The following is a 17,646-nucleotide window of genomic DNA, read 5'->3' as shown; positions in this document are numbered from 1 at the left end:
TCTACGGAATTTTAGTTGCTGGAAGAATTGTTATTATTGGAAGCCGACTTATTATTTTCAGAACCAGGTTTATCTTCTTCTTTTACTGCATCTTTAAATTCCTTGATTCCTGAACCTACTCCTCTCATTAATTCCGGAATTTTCTTTCCTCCAAAAAGTAATACTAAAAGTATTGCTACGATAAGGATGTGCTGCCAAGATAAGGCAAGTATTGTTAGTGTATTCATCTCTTAAAATTTTTGTAAAGTTACACTTTTTTTAATATGAAATCCAACCTAATGGATCAACTGGTGTACTTCCGTTCCATACTTGGAAATCAAGTGTATAAGCGCCATCAAAATCCTGAGCTATTGTACCTACCGGAGTTCCTGATGAAACCTGCTGCCCTTTGGAAACACTTACATTTCCTAAGTTGGAATAAATGGTAAAATAACTTCCGTGTTTGATGATTACGGTCTTTGTTCCGTCATTATTGGCCAGTACCGAAGATACTGATCCCGGGAACACAGATTTTGCACGTGTACCCGAAGGAACGGAAATTTTGATACCGTTATTTTCTTCAGTAATATTTTTGAAAACAGGGTGTGGTTGTCTTCCGAAACGGTGAGTGATCTGTCCGGCTCTGTCTGCAGGATAGCCAAGTCTTCCTCTGCTATCTGCAAAACTGTTTCCTGTGGCAGTGGAAACTCCGTAGCTTGTCATTGCTTTAGCTTCAGCAGCTTTTTTCTCTTCTTCTTTTCTCTTGGTAAGGGCAGCTTCTGCGGCTCTTGCTGCTGTCAATTTATCTGCTGCTTCTTTAGCTCTTACATTAGCTTCATCTGAAGCTTTTTTAGCGGCTAATCGTCTGGATTCATCTCTTGCACTCGCTTCTGCTTTTGCTGCTTCCTCGTTACGTTTTCTTTCTTCTTCAGCTCTTTTTGCTGCCAGATCTGCTGCTCTCTTAGCTTCTGCTTCTGCCAGTCTTCTTTCTCTTTCAAGGGCTTCTGCTCTTGCTTTAGCTTCAGCTTCGATTCTTGCTTTTTCTCTTTCAGCAGCTAATTTCGCTAAACGAATTTTTTCTGCTTCCGCTTTTTTCCTTGCTTCTTCTTCCGCTTTAGCAATTCTGATTTCCTCCGCAATAATAGCTCTGATCTGTCCTTCCAATGCTTTAGACTGAACTTGTTTTTGTTTAAGTTCAGCAGTCAGCTTAGATTCGTTTTTCTTAAATTCTGCTACTAATTGTTCTTTTTGAGTTCTTTCAGTATTGATGGTTGCCAGATCTTTCTGTTGATTTACCAAAAGGGATTCCTTCGCTTTTACAGAGTTTTGTTTTTGTGCGATGGTCTTTTTGATGAGGTTGGCCGCGTCTGTGATTTCAGCCGCTTTTTTATCCTGGTAGTCTGAGTATTGTTTCAGATATTGAACTCTTCGTATGGCTTCTCCTAAATTTTTAGCAGAAAGTATGAAAGTTACTTTGTTCTGTACTCCTTTGTTTTTATAAGCATTCACCAAAACTTCAGCATAGTTTTTTCTCAAAACAGCCAGTTCTTTATTCTGACGGTTGATTTCCAGCTGACGTAAATAGATATCATCCTCGATGAATCTTTTTTCTTTCTGTGTATTATTATAAACCTTTTCTCTTAAAATCAACTTTTGGTTGACGTTAGAAAGATAGGCTACAGAAAGTTTAGATTCACTTCTGGTCTTGGCTAAATCGGTATTTATTTGTGCAATTTGTTTTTTAAGTTCGGCATTCTGCTTCTGCAGCTGTTCTTTGGTCTGCTGTCCCTGGTGCAGTCCGAACATCAAAACACCTATTAAAAAGCTAAATTTTCTAATCATTTAATCTCAATTTTCTTATAACTGGATGGTACAGAATAAGGTGTTTCCATCCTGGAAAAGTCAAATTTCGTGTTTTCCAGTAAAATCTGACTAGATTTTGAACCTTTTATAATTATTTTAACATTTTTCGGAAGGCGGATTCCTTCGTATTCATTCCAGTCACTATAAGAAACATCCAGTTCGTCTGATGACAGAATATCCTTTAAATTGACAGATAGTAAATCGTAATTGGTATCGTATTGGATAGCAATCTTATATTCCCTGTTTTTTTCATCGGTTACAATTTTCTGGTTGATCGTGGAAACAATATTAAACCCTTGTGCATTTTGAGTCAGGTTAAACTGCTTGTCGTTGATTTTTACAAAGGTTCTTCCCAGTAAAATTTTTTCCAGAGATTTATAATCAATGAAATTAACATTCAGTAGATTATTAAGATAGTCAAAATCAGAGTCGATATAAGTTTTATTGATTTTATCCTGCCCTTTGATTCCTTCCGGAGTGGCAATACCTCTTGCCGCATTGATGAACAAGGCTCGGAGGTTCATCCATACCTTTTTGTCATTTTCAATATAGATGGTTGCATCCAGTGTAGGAACATAGCTTCCTGTTTCTACTTTTACCTTGCTGTCTATTTTGATCTGTTCAAATTTTGGAGGGATCAGTACATGTTCATAAAAGGTGTATTTGTCTTTCACCGGTTCATTCACATCTTTTGGATCTCCATTATCTTTTGTAGTATTAATGCTGTCCCGTGTATGATCTGTATCATTTTGAGCAGTGTTACGGGTCTTACAGGACGATAAGGCAAGAAGCAATAAAAGAAAAGGGATCCAATTTTTCATGTATTTATCTTTAATTAAAAATACGGTGCAATATTAACGCCAAACCACACAAAAGATATTGTGTGGCTTGATGATGTGTTGTTTATGTTAAATGTTTTCTATTCTTATTTAGATAAAAAATCTAAAACTGAATAATCACCTAAAGAAATTTCTCTGGCAACTCCGAAGTACTGTGCAGAATTACCGATCATAGAATTGGAAAGGTTTCCATGATTGATTTTTGTGTTTTCCTGGATCAGAGAGTTTTCAATATTAGAGTTTATAACAGTGGTATTGTTTCCTAAAGAAACACCGGGACCTACTTTTGAATTAGAAACTTTTACATTTTCCCCAATAAAGCAAGGCTGAATAATCAGAGAATTTTCAATTACAGCAGAAGCTGGATAATGCATCATTTCCTCTCTTTCATATTCAAGGATTTTACTGTTGGTTTCTACGGTAGCATTTTTGTTACCGCAATCCATCCAGTCGTTTACTTTTCCAAGCGTAAACTTAGCTCCTTTTGCTCTAAGATTTTCAAGGGCTGTTGTCAATTGATATTCACCCCCGTTTTTAATATCATTATCCATGATATAGTTGATCTCTTCCATCAGTTTTTCAGCACTGTTGAAGTAATAAATACCGATAATGGCAAGATCTGAAACGTAAGTCGTTGGTTTTTCAACAAAGTCGGTAATGAAACCGTAATTGTCCAATTTTACTACTCCGAAAGCAGATGGATCTTCCACACTTTTCACCCAGATTACACCGTCGGAATTTTTATCCAACTGGAAATCTGCACGGAAAAGGGTATCTGCAAAAGCAATAACAATATCTCCCTGCATAGACTGTTCAGCACATTTGATGGCATGAGCGGTTCCAAGAGGATCGTTCTGATAATATATACTTCCTTTTGCTCCCAGCTTTTCAGCAATCTGAATAAGGGATTTTTCGATCTCAGGGCCAAAATCTCCGATGATAAAAGCTACCTCTTCAATATTTTCTCCTGCAACTTTAGCAATATCTTCCACCAACCTCTGTACGATAGGTTTTCCTGCAATAGGAATAAGAGGTTTTGGAACTGTCAGTGTATGTGGACGTAATCTGGAACCACGTCCAGCCATAGGGACAATAATTTTCATAAATTATATGTATAAAAGATGTTTTATTCGTTGTTTTTAATATTTAGGTTAAAGGTAATAATTAAAATCTTTGATAGACTATGATTAATATCTTTTTAAATATTTGTTTAAATTGGAAATAGGTTTGTTTACAAGCAAAATAAAGACCAAAGTTTAATTCTTTCTGATTCTCGATAGAATAAGGTTTTTTTCAGAATAAATCAACATTCCGGTAAAGACCAAAAAGAGAAGATTACTTGTTATAATATTATAGTGAAGGTATTTTACAATGATGAAACTAAAAACGCCAAGCAGGATCAGGAAAAAGGATATTTTCTTCATTCTGTAAGGAATAGGATAGTATTTCTGACCTAGCAGATAAGAGACGATCATCATAATAACATACGCTCCGAAAGTAGCCCATGCAGAACCGATCATGCTGTGATAGTAATTTAAAGCTAAAAGGTTAAGAGCAATGTTGATTCCAGCCCCAAGCCATGAAATAACCGTTCCCATACTGGTTCTGTCTGTTACTTTATACCATGTTGAAAAGTTATAATAGATTCCAAAACAAAGGTTGGCAATAACAATAATCGGGATGATATCTATAGCGATCCAATACGATTTATTAGGAATAAAAACGGCTTTCAGCCACGATACATTTGCAATAATTCCTAAGGCAACAGCACAGGCGAAAAAAGCAAAATATTCCGCTACTTTGGCATATGTCTTTTTAGCATCACCTTTATCCATTTGCTTAAAGAAGAAAGGTTCAATACCCATTCGGTAAGCGGTAACAAACAATGTCATCAATACAGCAAGCTTATAGCAGCCACCGTAAGCACCAGCTTCTTCGTCTGAAATATGATTTCTCTGAATGGATTTATCAAAATTTTCATTGACCATGAAAGCCAGACCTGCCAGCATAAGAGGAAAAGAATATTTGATCATGCGTCTGAACAATGAAGTGACAAACTGGAATCTTACTTTTAATATAATTGGAAATAATAATAGAAAACCCAATGCACTTCCTGCAAGATTGCTGAAGAACGGGTAGTCTACATTTTGATCCAATCCCATACTTTTTGATAGGCTTTCCGGGATCCAAAAGAAGAGTGCAGCTGTGAAAACAGCCTGAAATATGGACTGAACAATTCGTACAGCAGAATATTTGATAGGTTTATTATGAAAACGCAGCCATGCAAAAGGAATAACCAATAGATTGTCAAAAAATGCAATCAGCGCAAACCATCTGATATACTCAGGGTTATCATGATATCCGGCATAATCTGCAATTGGCTGATTAAATAAATAACACAAGGCAAGGAAAAGAGTGGAAGTAGAAAATAAAAACCAGAACGAGGTATTGAAAGTTTTTTTCTCGTTATCTTCTTCAGCTGAAAATCTGAAATAGGCGGTTTCAAAACCAAAAGAAAGAATAATATTAACAAATGAGATCCACGCATAAAGCTGTGTGAAAATTGCAAAACCTTCATTGGGAATCTTATAGATCAAAAGTGGATTAAGGATGAATAGAATGATTCTTGGTGCTATTGCCCCTACTCCGTAGATGATTGTCTGTCCTAATAGTTTCTTATACAAAGTCGAATTTTTTTTGCAAATGTAAAACTTTAAGTATTCGTTTTGCGATTTTGGGGTGAATTAAAACTTAAAATATTAATTTTACAGGGAAATAAATTGAAATGAAAGTTCTTATAAAAAACGTAAATATTGTTAACGAAGGAAAAGTCTTTGAAAGCGATATCCTGATAGAAAATGATTTGATTGCTAAAATAGCCGGCGGTATTTCTGAAGATGCCGATCAGATTATTGATGGTTCAGGAAAGTACCTTCTTCCCGGAGTAATAGACGATCAGGTGCATTTCCGTGAGCCAGGGCTTACTCATAAAGGTGATATTGAAAGTGAATCAAGGTCTGCCATCGCAGGGGGAACAACGAGTTTCATTGATCAGCCGAATACGGTTCCTAATGCTGTTACTCAGGAATTATTAGCAGACAAGTATGAGATTGCTTCTCAAAAAGCGTATGCCAACTATGGTTTTATGATGGGAGGAACGAACGATAATCTTGAGGAAGTTTTGAAAACAAATCCAAGAAATGTTCCGGGGATCAAATTATTCTTAGGATCCTCTACAGGAAATATGCTGGTGGATAATCCGGAAACACTGGAGAATATTTTCAGCAATACAAAAATGCTGATTGCCGTTCACTGTGAAGATGAAGCCACCATCAGAGCCAATACTCAGAAATATATGGATGAATATGGGGATGATATTCCTGTAAAATTCCATCACCTGATCAGAAGTGAAGAGGCATGTTATAAATCTTCATCCAAAGCGATTGAACTTGCAAAAAAAACAGGAGCGAGACTTCACGTTTTCCACCTTTCAACAGCAAAGGAAATGGAGCTTTTCCGAAATGATATTCCTTTAAAAGATAAAAAGATCACGGCTGAGGTATGTGTTCACCACCTTACTTTTACCAATGAAGATTATGACACAAGAGGAGGTCTTATCAAATGGAATCCGGCGGTAAAAACTCAAAAAGATAAAGATGCTCTTTGGGAGGCATTACTGGATGACAGAATTGATGTGATTGCTACAGACCATGCTCCGCATACAGCAGAAGAGAAGAATAATGTATATACAAAGTGTCCTTCAGGAGCACCCTTGGTACAGCATTCATTAGTTGTGATGTTGGAAAATTATAAAAACGGTAAAATATCCCTTGAGAAAATCGTTGAAAAGATGTGTCATAATCCCGCTATTCTTTTCAAAGTTGAAAAAAGAGGTTTTGTGAGAGAAGGATATAAAGCGGATCTTGTTTTAGTTGATTTAAATGAAAACTGGACTGTTTCCAAAGATAATTTACTCTATAAATGCGGTTGGAGCCCATTAGAAGGGATGAATTTCCATTCAAAAGTTACGCACACCTTTGTGAATGGACATCTGGTGTATGACAATGGTAAAATTGCAGAAGAGAAATTCGGAGAGCGATTACTTTTTGAAGCAAGGGATTAATAAGATATATTCGAAGAATAGTCTTAGATTAATCTGAGATTGTCAAGATAATTCAATAGGAGCGGGCTTTAGCCCGCTCTCTTTATTTGGAATCTTCCATTGGCTTTAGCCAAAACTTATTATTCAACTCTCGCAGATTAAGGTGATTACAGTTTTTTTGATCCCGATTATTAACTAAATTTGATTAATTTGTGAAAATATTTTACATTTTTACTTTATTTTCCGTATAATAGGTAAACTTTAATCTATTTGTAAGTCGTATTGTTTTCAATAAACTTTTATTTAGCTAGTTTTGCGTGGAAAAATAATAACCATGTATAGAATCCTTTTAATCCTATTTCTCTCCATTTCATTACAGTTTAGTTCACAAATAAATACCCAATTACTTTCAAACTCTTCATGGACAAGAGTGAAATTTAGTATGTTAGATGGCAGTCGAGATTTATCGCAAATACCATCACAGTTTTTAATATGGAAAATTAAAGGAAATAACCTTTGTTCATTTACTGATGCTTTGATTTTAGATAAAAAGAGTTGTATGGACTTCAAATTAGAAAAAGAATTAATGAAGACATCAGACCTTTCGGCTTATCAAATTGAAAAACTAACTTCAGATTCTTTAGTTGTAATACAAAAAGTTGCAGGTATAGACTCTCCAGATAAAATAAGAAAGATGTGGTTCATAAAGAGTTCAATTGTACTGAATAATTTTGTGAAAGAGAAAAAGAAAGATTCTGTTATAATTGCTTCTAAAAATTTTACCCCAGCATTAAAAAGAAATATTATTTCTGAAATATTCGATAATTATACACAAAAAGATTTTTCTCACGATTTTCATCTAAAAGGGAGTATTTTAATTTTTCCTAAAAAACAAAAGATTGAAGTAGAGACTGAAAATACAGAACAAACTAAAGCGAGTCAAAAAGGTATTGCTTTTTTCAAAACAACCCTTGAGAAAAATTATCACCTTTGGGATTTAACAGGTTTTGAAAATTTTGAAAAAATTATTATTCCTTATGATATAACCAGTAAGAATGGAAACTCAGGAAATGATATAAACACAATAGGTATTCTATTTTTTAATGTTTCAAATGACACCAAAGGATTTCCTGTTTCTATAAAAAATAAAAAACTTTCTTTAGACAACTTTGATAAAGGACTGGATGCTAGTAATAGTAATAAATTTGATAAAGCCATTCAGTTCTTCAATGAAGCTCATGAATATGATAATACCAATACTGATGCACTGTATAATATAGTTTCAATTTCCTTAACCCAAAACAAAATAGATATAGCATGTAAGGGACTGAAAAGATTAAAAGATCTGGAACAAACAGAAGGAATGAAATTATTTAAAGAAAAATGTTTAGAAAAATAAAAGCGGTGATTACACCGCTTTCTTTTTTATTTTTTCGTTTTGTTACCCATATAAAAAGTAAGCTTTCCTCCCTTCATAATTTCAGAATGTTTCAAAGTAAAATTCTTTATTTCTTTTTCATTCAGAAGAACTTTCTGAACATATACATTTTTCGGACTTTGGTTGATGGCTTCAATTTCAAAAGTTTTTCCATTTTCCAGATTCAGTACAGCATGGTCAATTGCAGGACTTCCAATTGAATACTCTTCTGAACCGGGAGCTACAGGATAAAAACCTAATGAACTTAGAATATACCAAGCGCTCATTTGCCCTGCATCATCATTTCCTCCCAATCCGTCCGGTGTTGCTTTATACTGCATTTCCAGAATACGGCGGATCTGTGCCTGTGCTTTCCATGGCTGTCCTGCCCAGTTATAGAAATACGCAACATGGTGAGCAGGTTCATTCCCGTGAACATATCCACCGATAATTCCTTCCCGTGTAATATCTTCAGTGTCTGCAAAGAATTCATCAGGTAAATGCATGGTAAACAGCTCGTCCAGTTTTGATGCAAATTTTTTCTTTCCACCCATCATGGTGATCAGCTCATCTGGATTTTGTGGAACAAAGAAACTGTAGTTCCATGAGTTTCCTTCAATAAAACCTTGTCCATGGGTGCTTAACACATCAAAATCTTTTTTAAAGCTTCCATCTGCCAGACGTGGACGCATAAACCCAATCGTTTTATCAAAATTATTTTTCCAGTTTTCAGATCGCTTGATGAACTGATTGTAGATTTCTGTTTTATTTAAATGCTTTGCCAGCTGAGCAATAGCCCAGTCATCATAGGCATATTCCAGTGTATTGGAAACTGAAGTTCCGTTTTTCTCTGCCGGAATGTATCCGAGATCAATATATTGTCCAATGCCCTCGTAATTTCTTTTGTTAGCCGTTTCTATACATGCTTTTAAAGCTTCTTCAGGATCACCTTCATAATTCCCTTTAATAATGGCATCAGCAACAACACTTACACTGTGGTAGCCACTCATACACCAGTTATCATTAGCATAATGTGACCAGATAGGCAGCATTTTCATTGAAAACTGATGATAATGAGCCATCATGGATTTTACCATATCTCCATTTCGTTTAGGCTGAATAATATTAAAGAAAGGATGTAGCGTACGGTAGGTATCCCACAAAGAGAAGGTTGTATAATTGGTAAAGCCATCTGCTTGATGAACATTCTGATCCAGACCTTTATATTCTCCATTAACATCCATGTACGTAGTAGGATTAATAAAGGTATGGTACATGGCTGTATAGAAGTTGGTTTTTTCCGTATCGGAACCTTTAATGACAATTTTATTTAATTCTTTATTCCAGTTGTTCTGGGCTTGAGTTTTAGCCTGATCAAAAGTTATATTTCCGGCTTCTTTTTCCAGGTTTTCCAAAGCATTGGTCTGGCTTACCGGAGAAATAGCAAGTTTGACTTCAATGGCTTCATTTTCATTAGTATCAAAGTCAAAATACATTTTCAGGTTCTTACCTGCAATTTCAGGGAAATTCTGATTTTGGTCGAATTTTCTCCAAAACCCTTTGTAAACCTGCTTTTCATCATAATTTTTCTGGCCATAAGATTTAAACGGTTTTGAAAACTTCATTGCAAAATAAACCGTTCTGGTTCTTGCCCAACCGTTGGTCTGGCGATAGCCTGTGATGGTATTTCCGTTTTCTACCCGAACATAGGTCCAGACATTTTTCCCATCATAGTTGTAAATACCGGCCATCAGATCCAGAATAATATGAGCCTGGTCGGATTTTGGGAAAGTATAGCGGTGAATTCCCACTCGTGGTGTTGCTGTAAGCTCTGCCAGAATATTGTGGTCATCCAGTTTTACTTTATAATATCCTGCTTCTGCCGTTTCGTTCTGATGAGAAAACCTGCTTCTGTAGCCACTTTCAGGGTTGGAAGCTGTTCCGGGATTCAATTGAAGTTTTCCTACAGTAGGCATGATCAGAAAATCTCCGAGGTCGGAATGTCCCGTTCCGCTGAAATGGGTAGAACTGAACCCTACGATGGTTTTATCTTCATAACGGTAGCCAGCACAGTATTTATAAACTTCACCATTGTACTTCCCGTTAAGCTCATAAGAAATGGAATCCGTTTCAGGGCTTAGCTGTACTGCCCCAAAAGGAACCGTTGCTCCGGGATAAGTATGTCCCATCTTTTCGGTACCGATCAGAGGATTGACATATTGTATTAATTTTTCAAATTTTTGAGCTTTAAATTGGATACTTAAAAATAAAAGAAATAGAAAAACAGTGGGTTTGTGATTTTTCATTAATGACAAATTTTCAAAGTTTAAAATTAATTAAAATCATCATTTGCTGTTGTGTTTTTAAGTGATTCGATATTATTTATTCTTTTTCAGAAAAACGGAAACCTATTCCATGCAGGTTTTCTATTAAAATATTCTGTTCTTCGGCCAGTACCTTTCGCAATCGGGAAATAAATACATCAAGACTTCGTCCCATAAAATAATCATCATCACCCCAGATAGCCTTTAGAATTTCCTGCCTTTTGACTACCAGATTCTTGTGGCGGATAAAATACAAAAGCAGGTCAGATTCTCTTTGTGTAAGCGTGATACTGTTTTCCGTACCCTGCAGAGTATAGTTTTTAGGATCAAAATCATATTTCCCAACTTTATACTTTAGAGGAGTGGTATCTGTTTTCTTGGTACGTTTCAGGAAAACCTCAATTTTCAGCATCAGTTCTTCAATACTAAATGGTTTCACCAGATAATCATCAGCGCCTATTTTAAGTCCTTTGATTCTGTCTTCTTTTAAAGCTTTTGCAGAAATAAAGATAATCGGAATTTCAGAATTTTTACTGCGTATCCTTTGGGCCACTTCAAACCCGTTCATTCCGGGCATCATAATATCCAGCAGGCAAATGTCGAAATCTTTGCTGTTAAATGCCTCCAATGCAGATTCACCATCAGAATAACAGCTGATATCATAATAACTTTCCAAGCTGTCCTCTACCAGAAAAGCTATGGTTTTGTCATCTTCGGCATATAAAATTTTAGATTTCTCCATACTTATATTTAATTAAACTGAAAACGGGCAAAAGAGGGTTGTGGTAATTCCTTTGTCTTCATTATTCTCAACAGAAATTTTCCAGTGATGCTGCTGAACTACTTTTTTTACATAAAATAATCCCAACCCGAAACCATTCACTTCTTCACTTCTTTTGGTATGTACCCGATAAAATTTTTCAAAAATATGAGGAATATTTTTAGCAGGAATTCCCATTCCGTTGTCTTTAAACTTTAAATATAATCCTTTTGAGTCTTTATGAGCTGAAATTTTAATAACAGGCTTTGTTTCGCAATACTTTACGGAGTTATCTAAAAGGTTATAGATGATGTTGGTAAAGTGAAATTCATCGGCCATTACCGAAGTGCTGTTTTCAATATCAATCTCGATGCTGAGGTCTTTATTTTTTTGCTGTATAGTGTCTGAAATCTCCTGAATAAAGGGAAGAAGGAGAATTTTCTGAGGCTTTAACGAAAGTCCTGCTGCATCATTCTTAGCAATATTCAGAATTTTCTCAATATGACTATTAAGCTTGTGACTTTGATTGATGATAATAGAAGTGTACGTCTGCAATTTGGAGTTCTCCTGAATCAGATTCTGCTTATTAAGAGCTTCCGATGCCAGAAGTATTGAGGATAAAGGGGTCTTAAACTCGTGGGTCATATTATTGATGAAATCACGTTGCAGCTCCGAAAACTTCTTCTGCTGGATGATCGTATAAATAGAATAAACATAAACCAAAAGAATGATAATAAGAGCAAATGTAAGAAGATACCAGAACCTTAATGAACTGATCAGATAAGTTGTTTTATCAGGAAAACGGATGGAAAAGTAATAGATCAGATTTTTATGCTTAGGAAAATTGATCACTTTGTTACTGGGGCTTTCCTGATGAGAAGTCATATACTTTCCATATACCATCTTATCGCTGTGGCAGTTGTATAATGCATATACATAGTCTGTATTGATTTGAAAACGGGTAAATTCTGTTTTCAGGTAATATTCCAGAACGACAGGATGAAATTCATTATTAATATTAACTACGTAATAGTCATTGGCAATATTCTGAACAGGGTTTTCGGTATAGGAGGTCTTTCCTCCGGAGAGTTTTTCAGCCACCTCCATTAAGGCAATATTGACCTTCTGATTGAATTTTTTATCTTCAAGATTATAAGCCTGCCGGGTCCACATCAGCTGTGCTATTAAAATTCCGATAATAGCAATAAATCCCAGCGTTATTATAATATTGAGTCTTTTTATTTTCATTTACTGAGGCAATATTATCCAAAAATATCTATTTATCTTTTATTATTAACAACTCGTTAACAAATGTTTGACAGCGGTTAACAAGTTATCATCATTCTCTGCTTTACATTTGTTACATCGAAAGAAAATAATCAGTTTCAAATATTAAAATTTATACTCATGAAAAAACTAAAAATTACAGCTCTTTTAGCAGTGTTATCATTCTCTCCTTTTTATGCAAATGTATTGACTACAGATGCTCCATCCATTGTAAAAATGGTAGCTGATGCTATTAAATGGAAATCAGAATCAATAGATGTGGGAAATATCCCTCAGGGAAAACCAAAATTGATCAGATTTGAATTTACGAACACAAGTTCAAAGCCAATCATTATTCAGAATGTAGCGCCTTCATGCGGATGTACTACAGCTGATTATACAAAAACTCCTATCCAGCCAGGAAAAAAAGGATTTGTAGAAGCCAGCTATAACGCAGCAGCGGTAGGACCATTTATGAAGACTGTAAATGTTACGACTAGTGACAGCAAAACTCCCAAGACACTTTCGTTCAAAGGGGTGGTAGCTTCTTAATACATTGTTTTAACAAATGAAAAAATAGCCTGGTAATTGTTATCAGGCTATTTTTCTTTTCGAATAGTTTATAAAGACGCCTAAACTTCATAAAACCACAAAAGGCACAAAAGCTTTCATTTTGTCTGCTTAAGTAAGTTTAAAATAATGCTGGAAAAAAGTTCAAATAAGATGAAAATCTTTGATGTACTTATTTACATAAAGTTGGCCTCTGAAAAACTTAAGCACTTAAAACTTTTATGTCTTTTGGGGTTAAAAATCATGAATATAAAAGTTGAGAGAGCTTTTATGTGAAGAATAATTATTTGTAGCATTATTTATCAACCTATTTTAAGGGATTGCATTTCAATATTTATTATTTTTAAGAAAAAATATTTTATGAGTCTATATACACAACCTATGCTGCGCGAAGGTGCACTAAAAGATAAAGTAGCAATTGTAACAGGAGGCGGAAGCGGTCTTGGAAAAGCTATGACCAAATACTTTCTTGAACTGGGCGCCAAAGTAGTCATTACTTCCAGAAATCTGGAAAAACTACAAACTACAGCTAAGGAACTGGAAGACAAAACAGGTGGTAAAGTTCTTTGTGTAGCTTGTGATGTAAGAAACTGGGATGAAGTGGAAGCCATGAAAGAAGCTGCGTTAAAAGAATTCGGGAAGATTGATATTTTGTTGAATAACGCTGCCGGAAACTTTATTTCTCCAACAGAAAAACTGACTCATTCCGCTTTTGATTCTATTCTGGATATTGTTCTGAAAGGAACAAAAAACTGTACCCTTTCCATAGGAAAGCACTGGATAGATTCTAAAACTCCGGGAACTGTATTGAATATCGTAACAACCTATGCATGGACAGGTTCTGCCTATGTAGTACCATCTGCCTGTGCAAAAGCAGGAGTTCTGGCGATGACCAGATCATTGGCGGTAGAATGGGCAAAATACGGAATCCGTTTCAATGCTATTGCTCCGGGACCTTTCCCTACAAAAGGGGCTTGGGACAGACTTCTTCCGGGAGATCTTCAGGAAAAATTCGATATGAAAAAGAAAGTTCCGTTGAGAAGAGTAGGAGAACACCAGGAGCTTGCCAACCTTGCTGCTTATCTGGTTTCTGATTATTCAGCGTATATGAATGGTGAAGTAGTGACCATTGATGGAGGAGAATGGCTGCAGGGAGCCGGAGAATTTAATATGCTTGAAGAAATTCCTCGTGAAATGTGGGATGCTTTAGAAGCGATGATTAAAGCAAAAAAATCGAATTAAATAAAACTTATAGTAAAAAAACTCCCGGATGTGTAACAAATCCGGGACTTTTTTTTACCTATACAGTTAAATAATACTTTTTCAAATGAATTTTAAACTTCCAACCCTTGTTTCGACGCTTGCAGTGGTTTTGTTCTCAGGATCTGCATACGCACAACAAACTCCGAAATACGATTACGTAGAAGCATTTAAGCCGTTCTTTTATCCACAGACAGGCACGGCAACCCGTTCTGCAAGCGGACAGCCGGGACATGCTTATTGGCAGAATTCAGCAGATTATCATTTGAATGTCAGCCTGAATGAAAATAAAAAAGAGATTACAGGTACAGCAGAAATTACTTATACCAACAACAGTCCTGACAAATTAGGTTTTCTGTGGCTGCAGCTGGATCAGAATCTGTTTGCAAAAGATTCCAGAGGAAATGGTGTCGTTCCGCTTTCGGGAAGCAGAAATGGAGCGCATGGTGAAGAATTTAATGGTGGATATACCATTAAATCAGTAAAGCTAGACGGTAAAAAAGAAGTGAAATATACCATTACCGATACAAGGATGCAGATTGATCTTCCAAAAGAACTGAAAGCCAATGGAGGAGTTGCAAAAATAGAAATTGAATATTCCTTTATTTCTCCTGATTATGGTTCAGACAGAATGGGAATACAGGATACGAAAAACGGTAAAATTTTTACCATGGCACAATGGTATCCCAGAATGTGTGTGTATGATGATGTTATGGGATGGAACACGCTTCCCTATATTGGAGCTTCGGAGTTTTATTTGGAATATGGGAACATTACAGCCAATATTACGGTTCCTGCCAATCATTATGTAGTAGCATCCGGAGAACTTCTGAACGAGAAGGAAGTGTACACTAAGGAAGAAATCAACAGATGGAATCAGGCAAGAAACAGCGATAAAACGGTAATGATCCGTCCTGAGTCTGAAATCGGTAAAAATAAAGCTTCCGGTACAAAAACATGGAAATTTAAAATTATGCAGACAAGAGATTTTGCGTGGGCATCTTCTGCCGGATTTATTTTAGATGCTGCAAAAATCAATTTACCTAGTGGAAAAAAATCTCTGGCTATCTCTGCTTACCCTGCAGAAAGTGCCGGTGAGAAAGCATGGGGAAGATCTACAGAATATACGAAGGCTGCCATAGAGCATTATTCGAAAAAATGGTACGAATACACTTATCCGGCTGCTACCAATGTTGCAGGAAATGAAGGCGGAATGGAGTATCCGGGAATCGTATTCTGTCATATGGATTCCAAAGGAGAAGATCTTTGGGGCGTTACAGATCACGAGTTTGGACACAACTGGTTTCCTATGATCGTAGGATCTAACGAAAGACTGTTTGCATGGATGGATGAAGGATTTAATACTTTCATTAACGGACTTTCAACAGAGGCTTTCAATAAAGGAGAATATTATAATAAACCCAATCTGGCAAGATCAGGAACATATTTGTTGACTGACAATCTTGAGCCTGTAATGGTAGGTCCGGATAATATGAAAGAAAGAAGTATCGGTGCTTTGGCTTACTATAAGCCGGGAACAGGATTGGATGTTTTAAGAGGAACCATTCTCGGACCTGAAAAATTTGACAAGGCATTCAGAACGTATATAGACCGCTGGGCTTTTAAACATCCTACACCATGGGATTTCTTCCATACGATGGAAAATGTTTCCGGAGAAGAACTAAACTGGTTCTGGAGAGGATGGTTCTTTAATAAATGGAAAATTGATCAGGCTGTTAAAAACGTAAAATATATCAACGGAGATTTTAAGAACGGAGTTCAGATCACGGTGGAAAATATTGGTCAGCTTCCAATGCCTACAACCGTGCAGATCAAATTCAAAGATGGAACGGCACAGACTATGAAAATCCCTGTTGAGGTCTGGAAAAGAAATACAGAATGGACATTCAAAGTAGATTCTACGAAAGAAATAGATGAGGTAAAACTTGATCCGAATTCTGAAGTTCCTGATATCAATCTGGAAAATAATAGCAAAAAACCTGTATAGAAATATATGGGATTCATTTAAATGTAACGCAAAGATTTAATATCTCATGTTGAATTTTAAGGAGGCAAAGGAGGAACCAATGAAATTGATTCTTTCTAAGTGTAAGTATATTCATGTAGCTTCATCAGCAACATTGTTACTTTCTTATCCTACTTAAAAATTCATATAATCTTTGGGTTTTTATACCAGATTAATATCAACAAAATATACCCGCCATAAAAGCCTGAGCTTACAACCGTAAGTTCAGGCTTTTATTTTTTAGGGTGTTTTTCCGGGTGAGGTAGAGGGGTTTTCCTACAATCTTTTGACTGTCAGTGATATAATTTTGTCCCACAATATTAATCAAAAACAAAAAACATGGAAACATTAAAATCAGTGCTTGAAGCAAGCCACGCCAAAAAAACAAAAAATGAGTTAATTGATCTCTTATCGGGAGTAGAAAAAGTTCTTACCCCTGCAGTCTATGAAAAAGTATCTGGAATTGAAACTTCGGAACTGAGTTCATTGACGAATAAAGAATTATTAGCTATTGTAGAAGAATTCAAAAAGAACTATGATGAAAAGTGGGAAAAATCTTTTTCAGGTACATCTGCAGAAATTATGAAGCTAATTGCCGGTAAGATGGCTGCCGATGAAGAGATTTTCAGAACTTCCGATGCTGCCAGTGCGGATTTTGCTGCAGAATTGGGAAGTATCGATTTTGCTACCATTATTGGCGGACCTTTGGATGCTTGTGTAAAAGCACAGTCTAATGCCTCTATCGCAACCGTTAATTTCATCAATGAAGTTGGATTCGAACTTACAGATCCTTCCAATGCTGCCAGTCCTAAAAAACTGAGAATGGCCGAATTCAAATACAAAAAAAATATTCCGAATCCGGATTTTAAGGAAGATGAGCCGGTAAGTGCTACCAATCCTAAAACGATTCCGAATGATGTAGAAATTTCAGTGCCTTTTATTGCCCTGCTGAATGTTCCAAGTTTCAGAATTGAAACCTGTGAAGTAGACTTTAATGTGAAGCTTAATTCTACGTACACGAAAGACGTAAGTGATGAGTTTGGTATTAATGCCGGAGTATCCGGTGGTTGGGGACCTGTAAAATTCAAAGTGGATGTATCTTATAAAAGAACTTCCAGCACAGGAATTAAAGTGGAAAAAGAATATTCTCTTGGGGTGAAAGTACGTGCAACCAATGACGAAATGCCTGCAGGATTAGAAAAAGTTCTTGGACTTCTTTCACAATAATATTTTTACGAAA

Annotated in this window: 14 protein-coding genes; 6 read left to right on the top strand and 8 right to left on the bottom strand. The window is 35.9% G+C overall.

Annotation, left to right across the window (positions count from 1 at the left end; genetic code table 11):
• Positions 1-11: 11 nt before the first annotated feature.
• The 5 genes from ODR02_RS22640 to ODR02_RS22620 all read right to left on the bottom strand — a co-directional run bounded on the left by ODR02_RS22640 (position 12) and on the right by ODR02_RS22620 (position 5,365).
• The gene (locus tag ODR02_RS22640) at positions 12-227 is read right to left on the bottom strand and encodes a twin-arginine translocase TatA/TatE family subunit (RefSeq protein WP_047429099.1); all 216 of its coding nucleotides are present in this window, start codon (positions 225-227) and stop codon (positions 12-14) included.
• A gap of 31 nt (positions 228-258) precedes the next feature.
• Positions 259-1,821 carry a M23 family metallopeptidase gene (locus ODR02_RS22635; RefSeq protein ID WP_209786104.1) on the bottom strand — a complete coding sequence of 521 codons (1,563 nt, stop codon included), beginning with the start codon at positions 1,819-1,821 and terminating at the stop codon, positions 259-261.
• Positions 1,818-2,663: a DUF4292 domain-containing protein gene (locus tag ODR02_RS22630; RefSeq protein WP_209786103.1), complete on the bottom strand. Its 846-nt coding sequence runs from the start codon at positions 2,661-2,663 to the stop codon at positions 1,818-1,820. The genes ODR02_RS22635 and ODR02_RS22630 overlap by 4 nt, the downstream gene beginning before the upstream one ends.
• 104 nt (positions 2,664-2,767) lie before the next feature.
• On the bottom strand, positions 2,768-3,784 hold the full coding sequence (locus ODR02_RS22625) for a sugar phosphate nucleotidyltransferase (RefSeq protein WP_209786102.1): 1,017 nt from the start codon (positions 3,782-3,784) through the stop codon (positions 2,768-2,770).
• A 153-nt stretch (positions 3,785-3,937) separates the two neighbouring features.
• A complete protein-coding gene (locus ODR02_RS22620; RefSeq protein WP_209786101.1) occupies positions 3,938-5,365 on the bottom strand; it encodes an oligosaccharide flippase family protein in 1,428 nt (475 codons plus the stop codon).
• A gap of 101 nt (positions 5,366-5,466) precedes the next feature.
• Here ODR02_RS22620 and ODR02_RS22615 point away from each other — a divergent pair, with 101 nt between their 5' ends.
• Positions 5,467-6,804 carry a dihydroorotase gene (locus tag ODR02_RS22615; RefSeq protein ID WP_209786100.1) on the top strand — a complete coding sequence of 446 codons (1,338 nt, stop codon included), beginning with the start codon at positions 5,467-5,469 and terminating at the stop codon, positions 6,802-6,804.
• A 313-nt stretch (positions 6,805-7,117) separates the two neighbouring features.
• On the top strand, positions 7,118-8,182 hold the full coding sequence (locus tag ODR02_RS22610; RefSeq protein WP_209786099.1) for a hypothetical protein: 1,065 nt from the start codon (positions 7,118-7,120) through the stop codon (positions 8,180-8,182).
• 26 nt (positions 8,183-8,208) lie between these two features.
• On the opposite strand, the gene ODR02_RS22605 is transcribed toward ODR02_RS22610, so the two are convergent.
• From ODR02_RS22605 to ODR02_RS22595, 3 genes are all read right to left on the bottom strand, one after another.
• Positions 8,209-10,506 (bottom strand): GH92 family glycosyl hydrolase, encoded by a 2,298-nt coding sequence (locus ODR02_RS22605; protein ID WP_309513627.1) that lies wholly within the window; start codon positions 10,504-10,506, stop codon positions 8,209-8,211.
• A 76-nt stretch (positions 10,507-10,582) separates the two neighbouring features.
• Positions 10,583-11,266 carry a response regulator transcription factor gene (locus ODR02_RS22600; protein WP_309513626.1) on the bottom strand — a complete coding sequence of 228 codons (684 nt, stop codon included), beginning with the start codon at positions 11,264-11,266 and terminating at the stop codon, positions 10,583-10,585.
• 12 nt (positions 11,267-11,278) lie between these two features.
• Positions 11,279-12,532, bottom strand: a complete 1,254-nt coding sequence (locus ODR02_RS22595; protein WP_309513625.1) for a sensor histidine kinase — start codon at positions 12,530-12,532, stop codon at positions 11,279-11,281.
• A 159-nt stretch (positions 12,533-12,691) separates the two neighbouring features.
• Here ODR02_RS22595 and ODR02_RS22590 point away from each other — a divergent pair, with 159 nt between their 5' ends.
• The 4 genes from ODR02_RS22590 (at position 12,692) to ODR02_RS22575 (ending at position 17,633) form a co-directional block, all read left to right on the top strand.
• Positions 12,692-13,102 carry a DUF1573 domain-containing protein gene (locus ODR02_RS22590; RefSeq protein WP_309513624.1) on the top strand — a complete coding sequence of 137 codons (411 nt, stop codon included), beginning with the start codon at positions 12,692-12,694 and terminating at the stop codon, positions 13,100-13,102.
• Positions 13,103-13,480: 378 nt separating this feature from the next.
• A complete protein-coding gene (locus ODR02_RS22585) occupies positions 13,481-14,362 on the top strand; it encodes an SDR family oxidoreductase (RefSeq protein WP_309513623.1) in 882 nt (293 codons plus the stop codon).
• A gap of 85 nt (positions 14,363-14,447) precedes the next feature.
• Entirely contained in the window at positions 14,448-16,388 is a 1,941-nt protein-coding gene (locus tag ODR02_RS22580) for a M1 family metallopeptidase (protein WP_309513622.1), read from the top strand.
• 357 nt (positions 16,389-16,745) lie between these two features.
• On the top strand, positions 16,746-17,633 hold the full coding sequence (locus ODR02_RS22575; protein ID WP_209786092.1) for a DUF2589 domain-containing protein: 888 nt from the start codon (positions 16,746-16,748) through the stop codon (positions 17,631-17,633).
• Positions 17,634-17,646: the final 13 nt, after the last annotated feature.

Source organism: Chryseobacterium sp. CFS2 (assembly GCF_036543225.1).
In the GTDB taxonomy this organism is placed as follows: Bacteria; Bacteroidota; Bacteroidia; order Flavobacteriales; family Weeksellaceae; genus Chryseobacterium; species Chryseobacterium culicis_A.
This window is presented reverse-complemented; position numbering and strand designations above follow the sequence as displayed.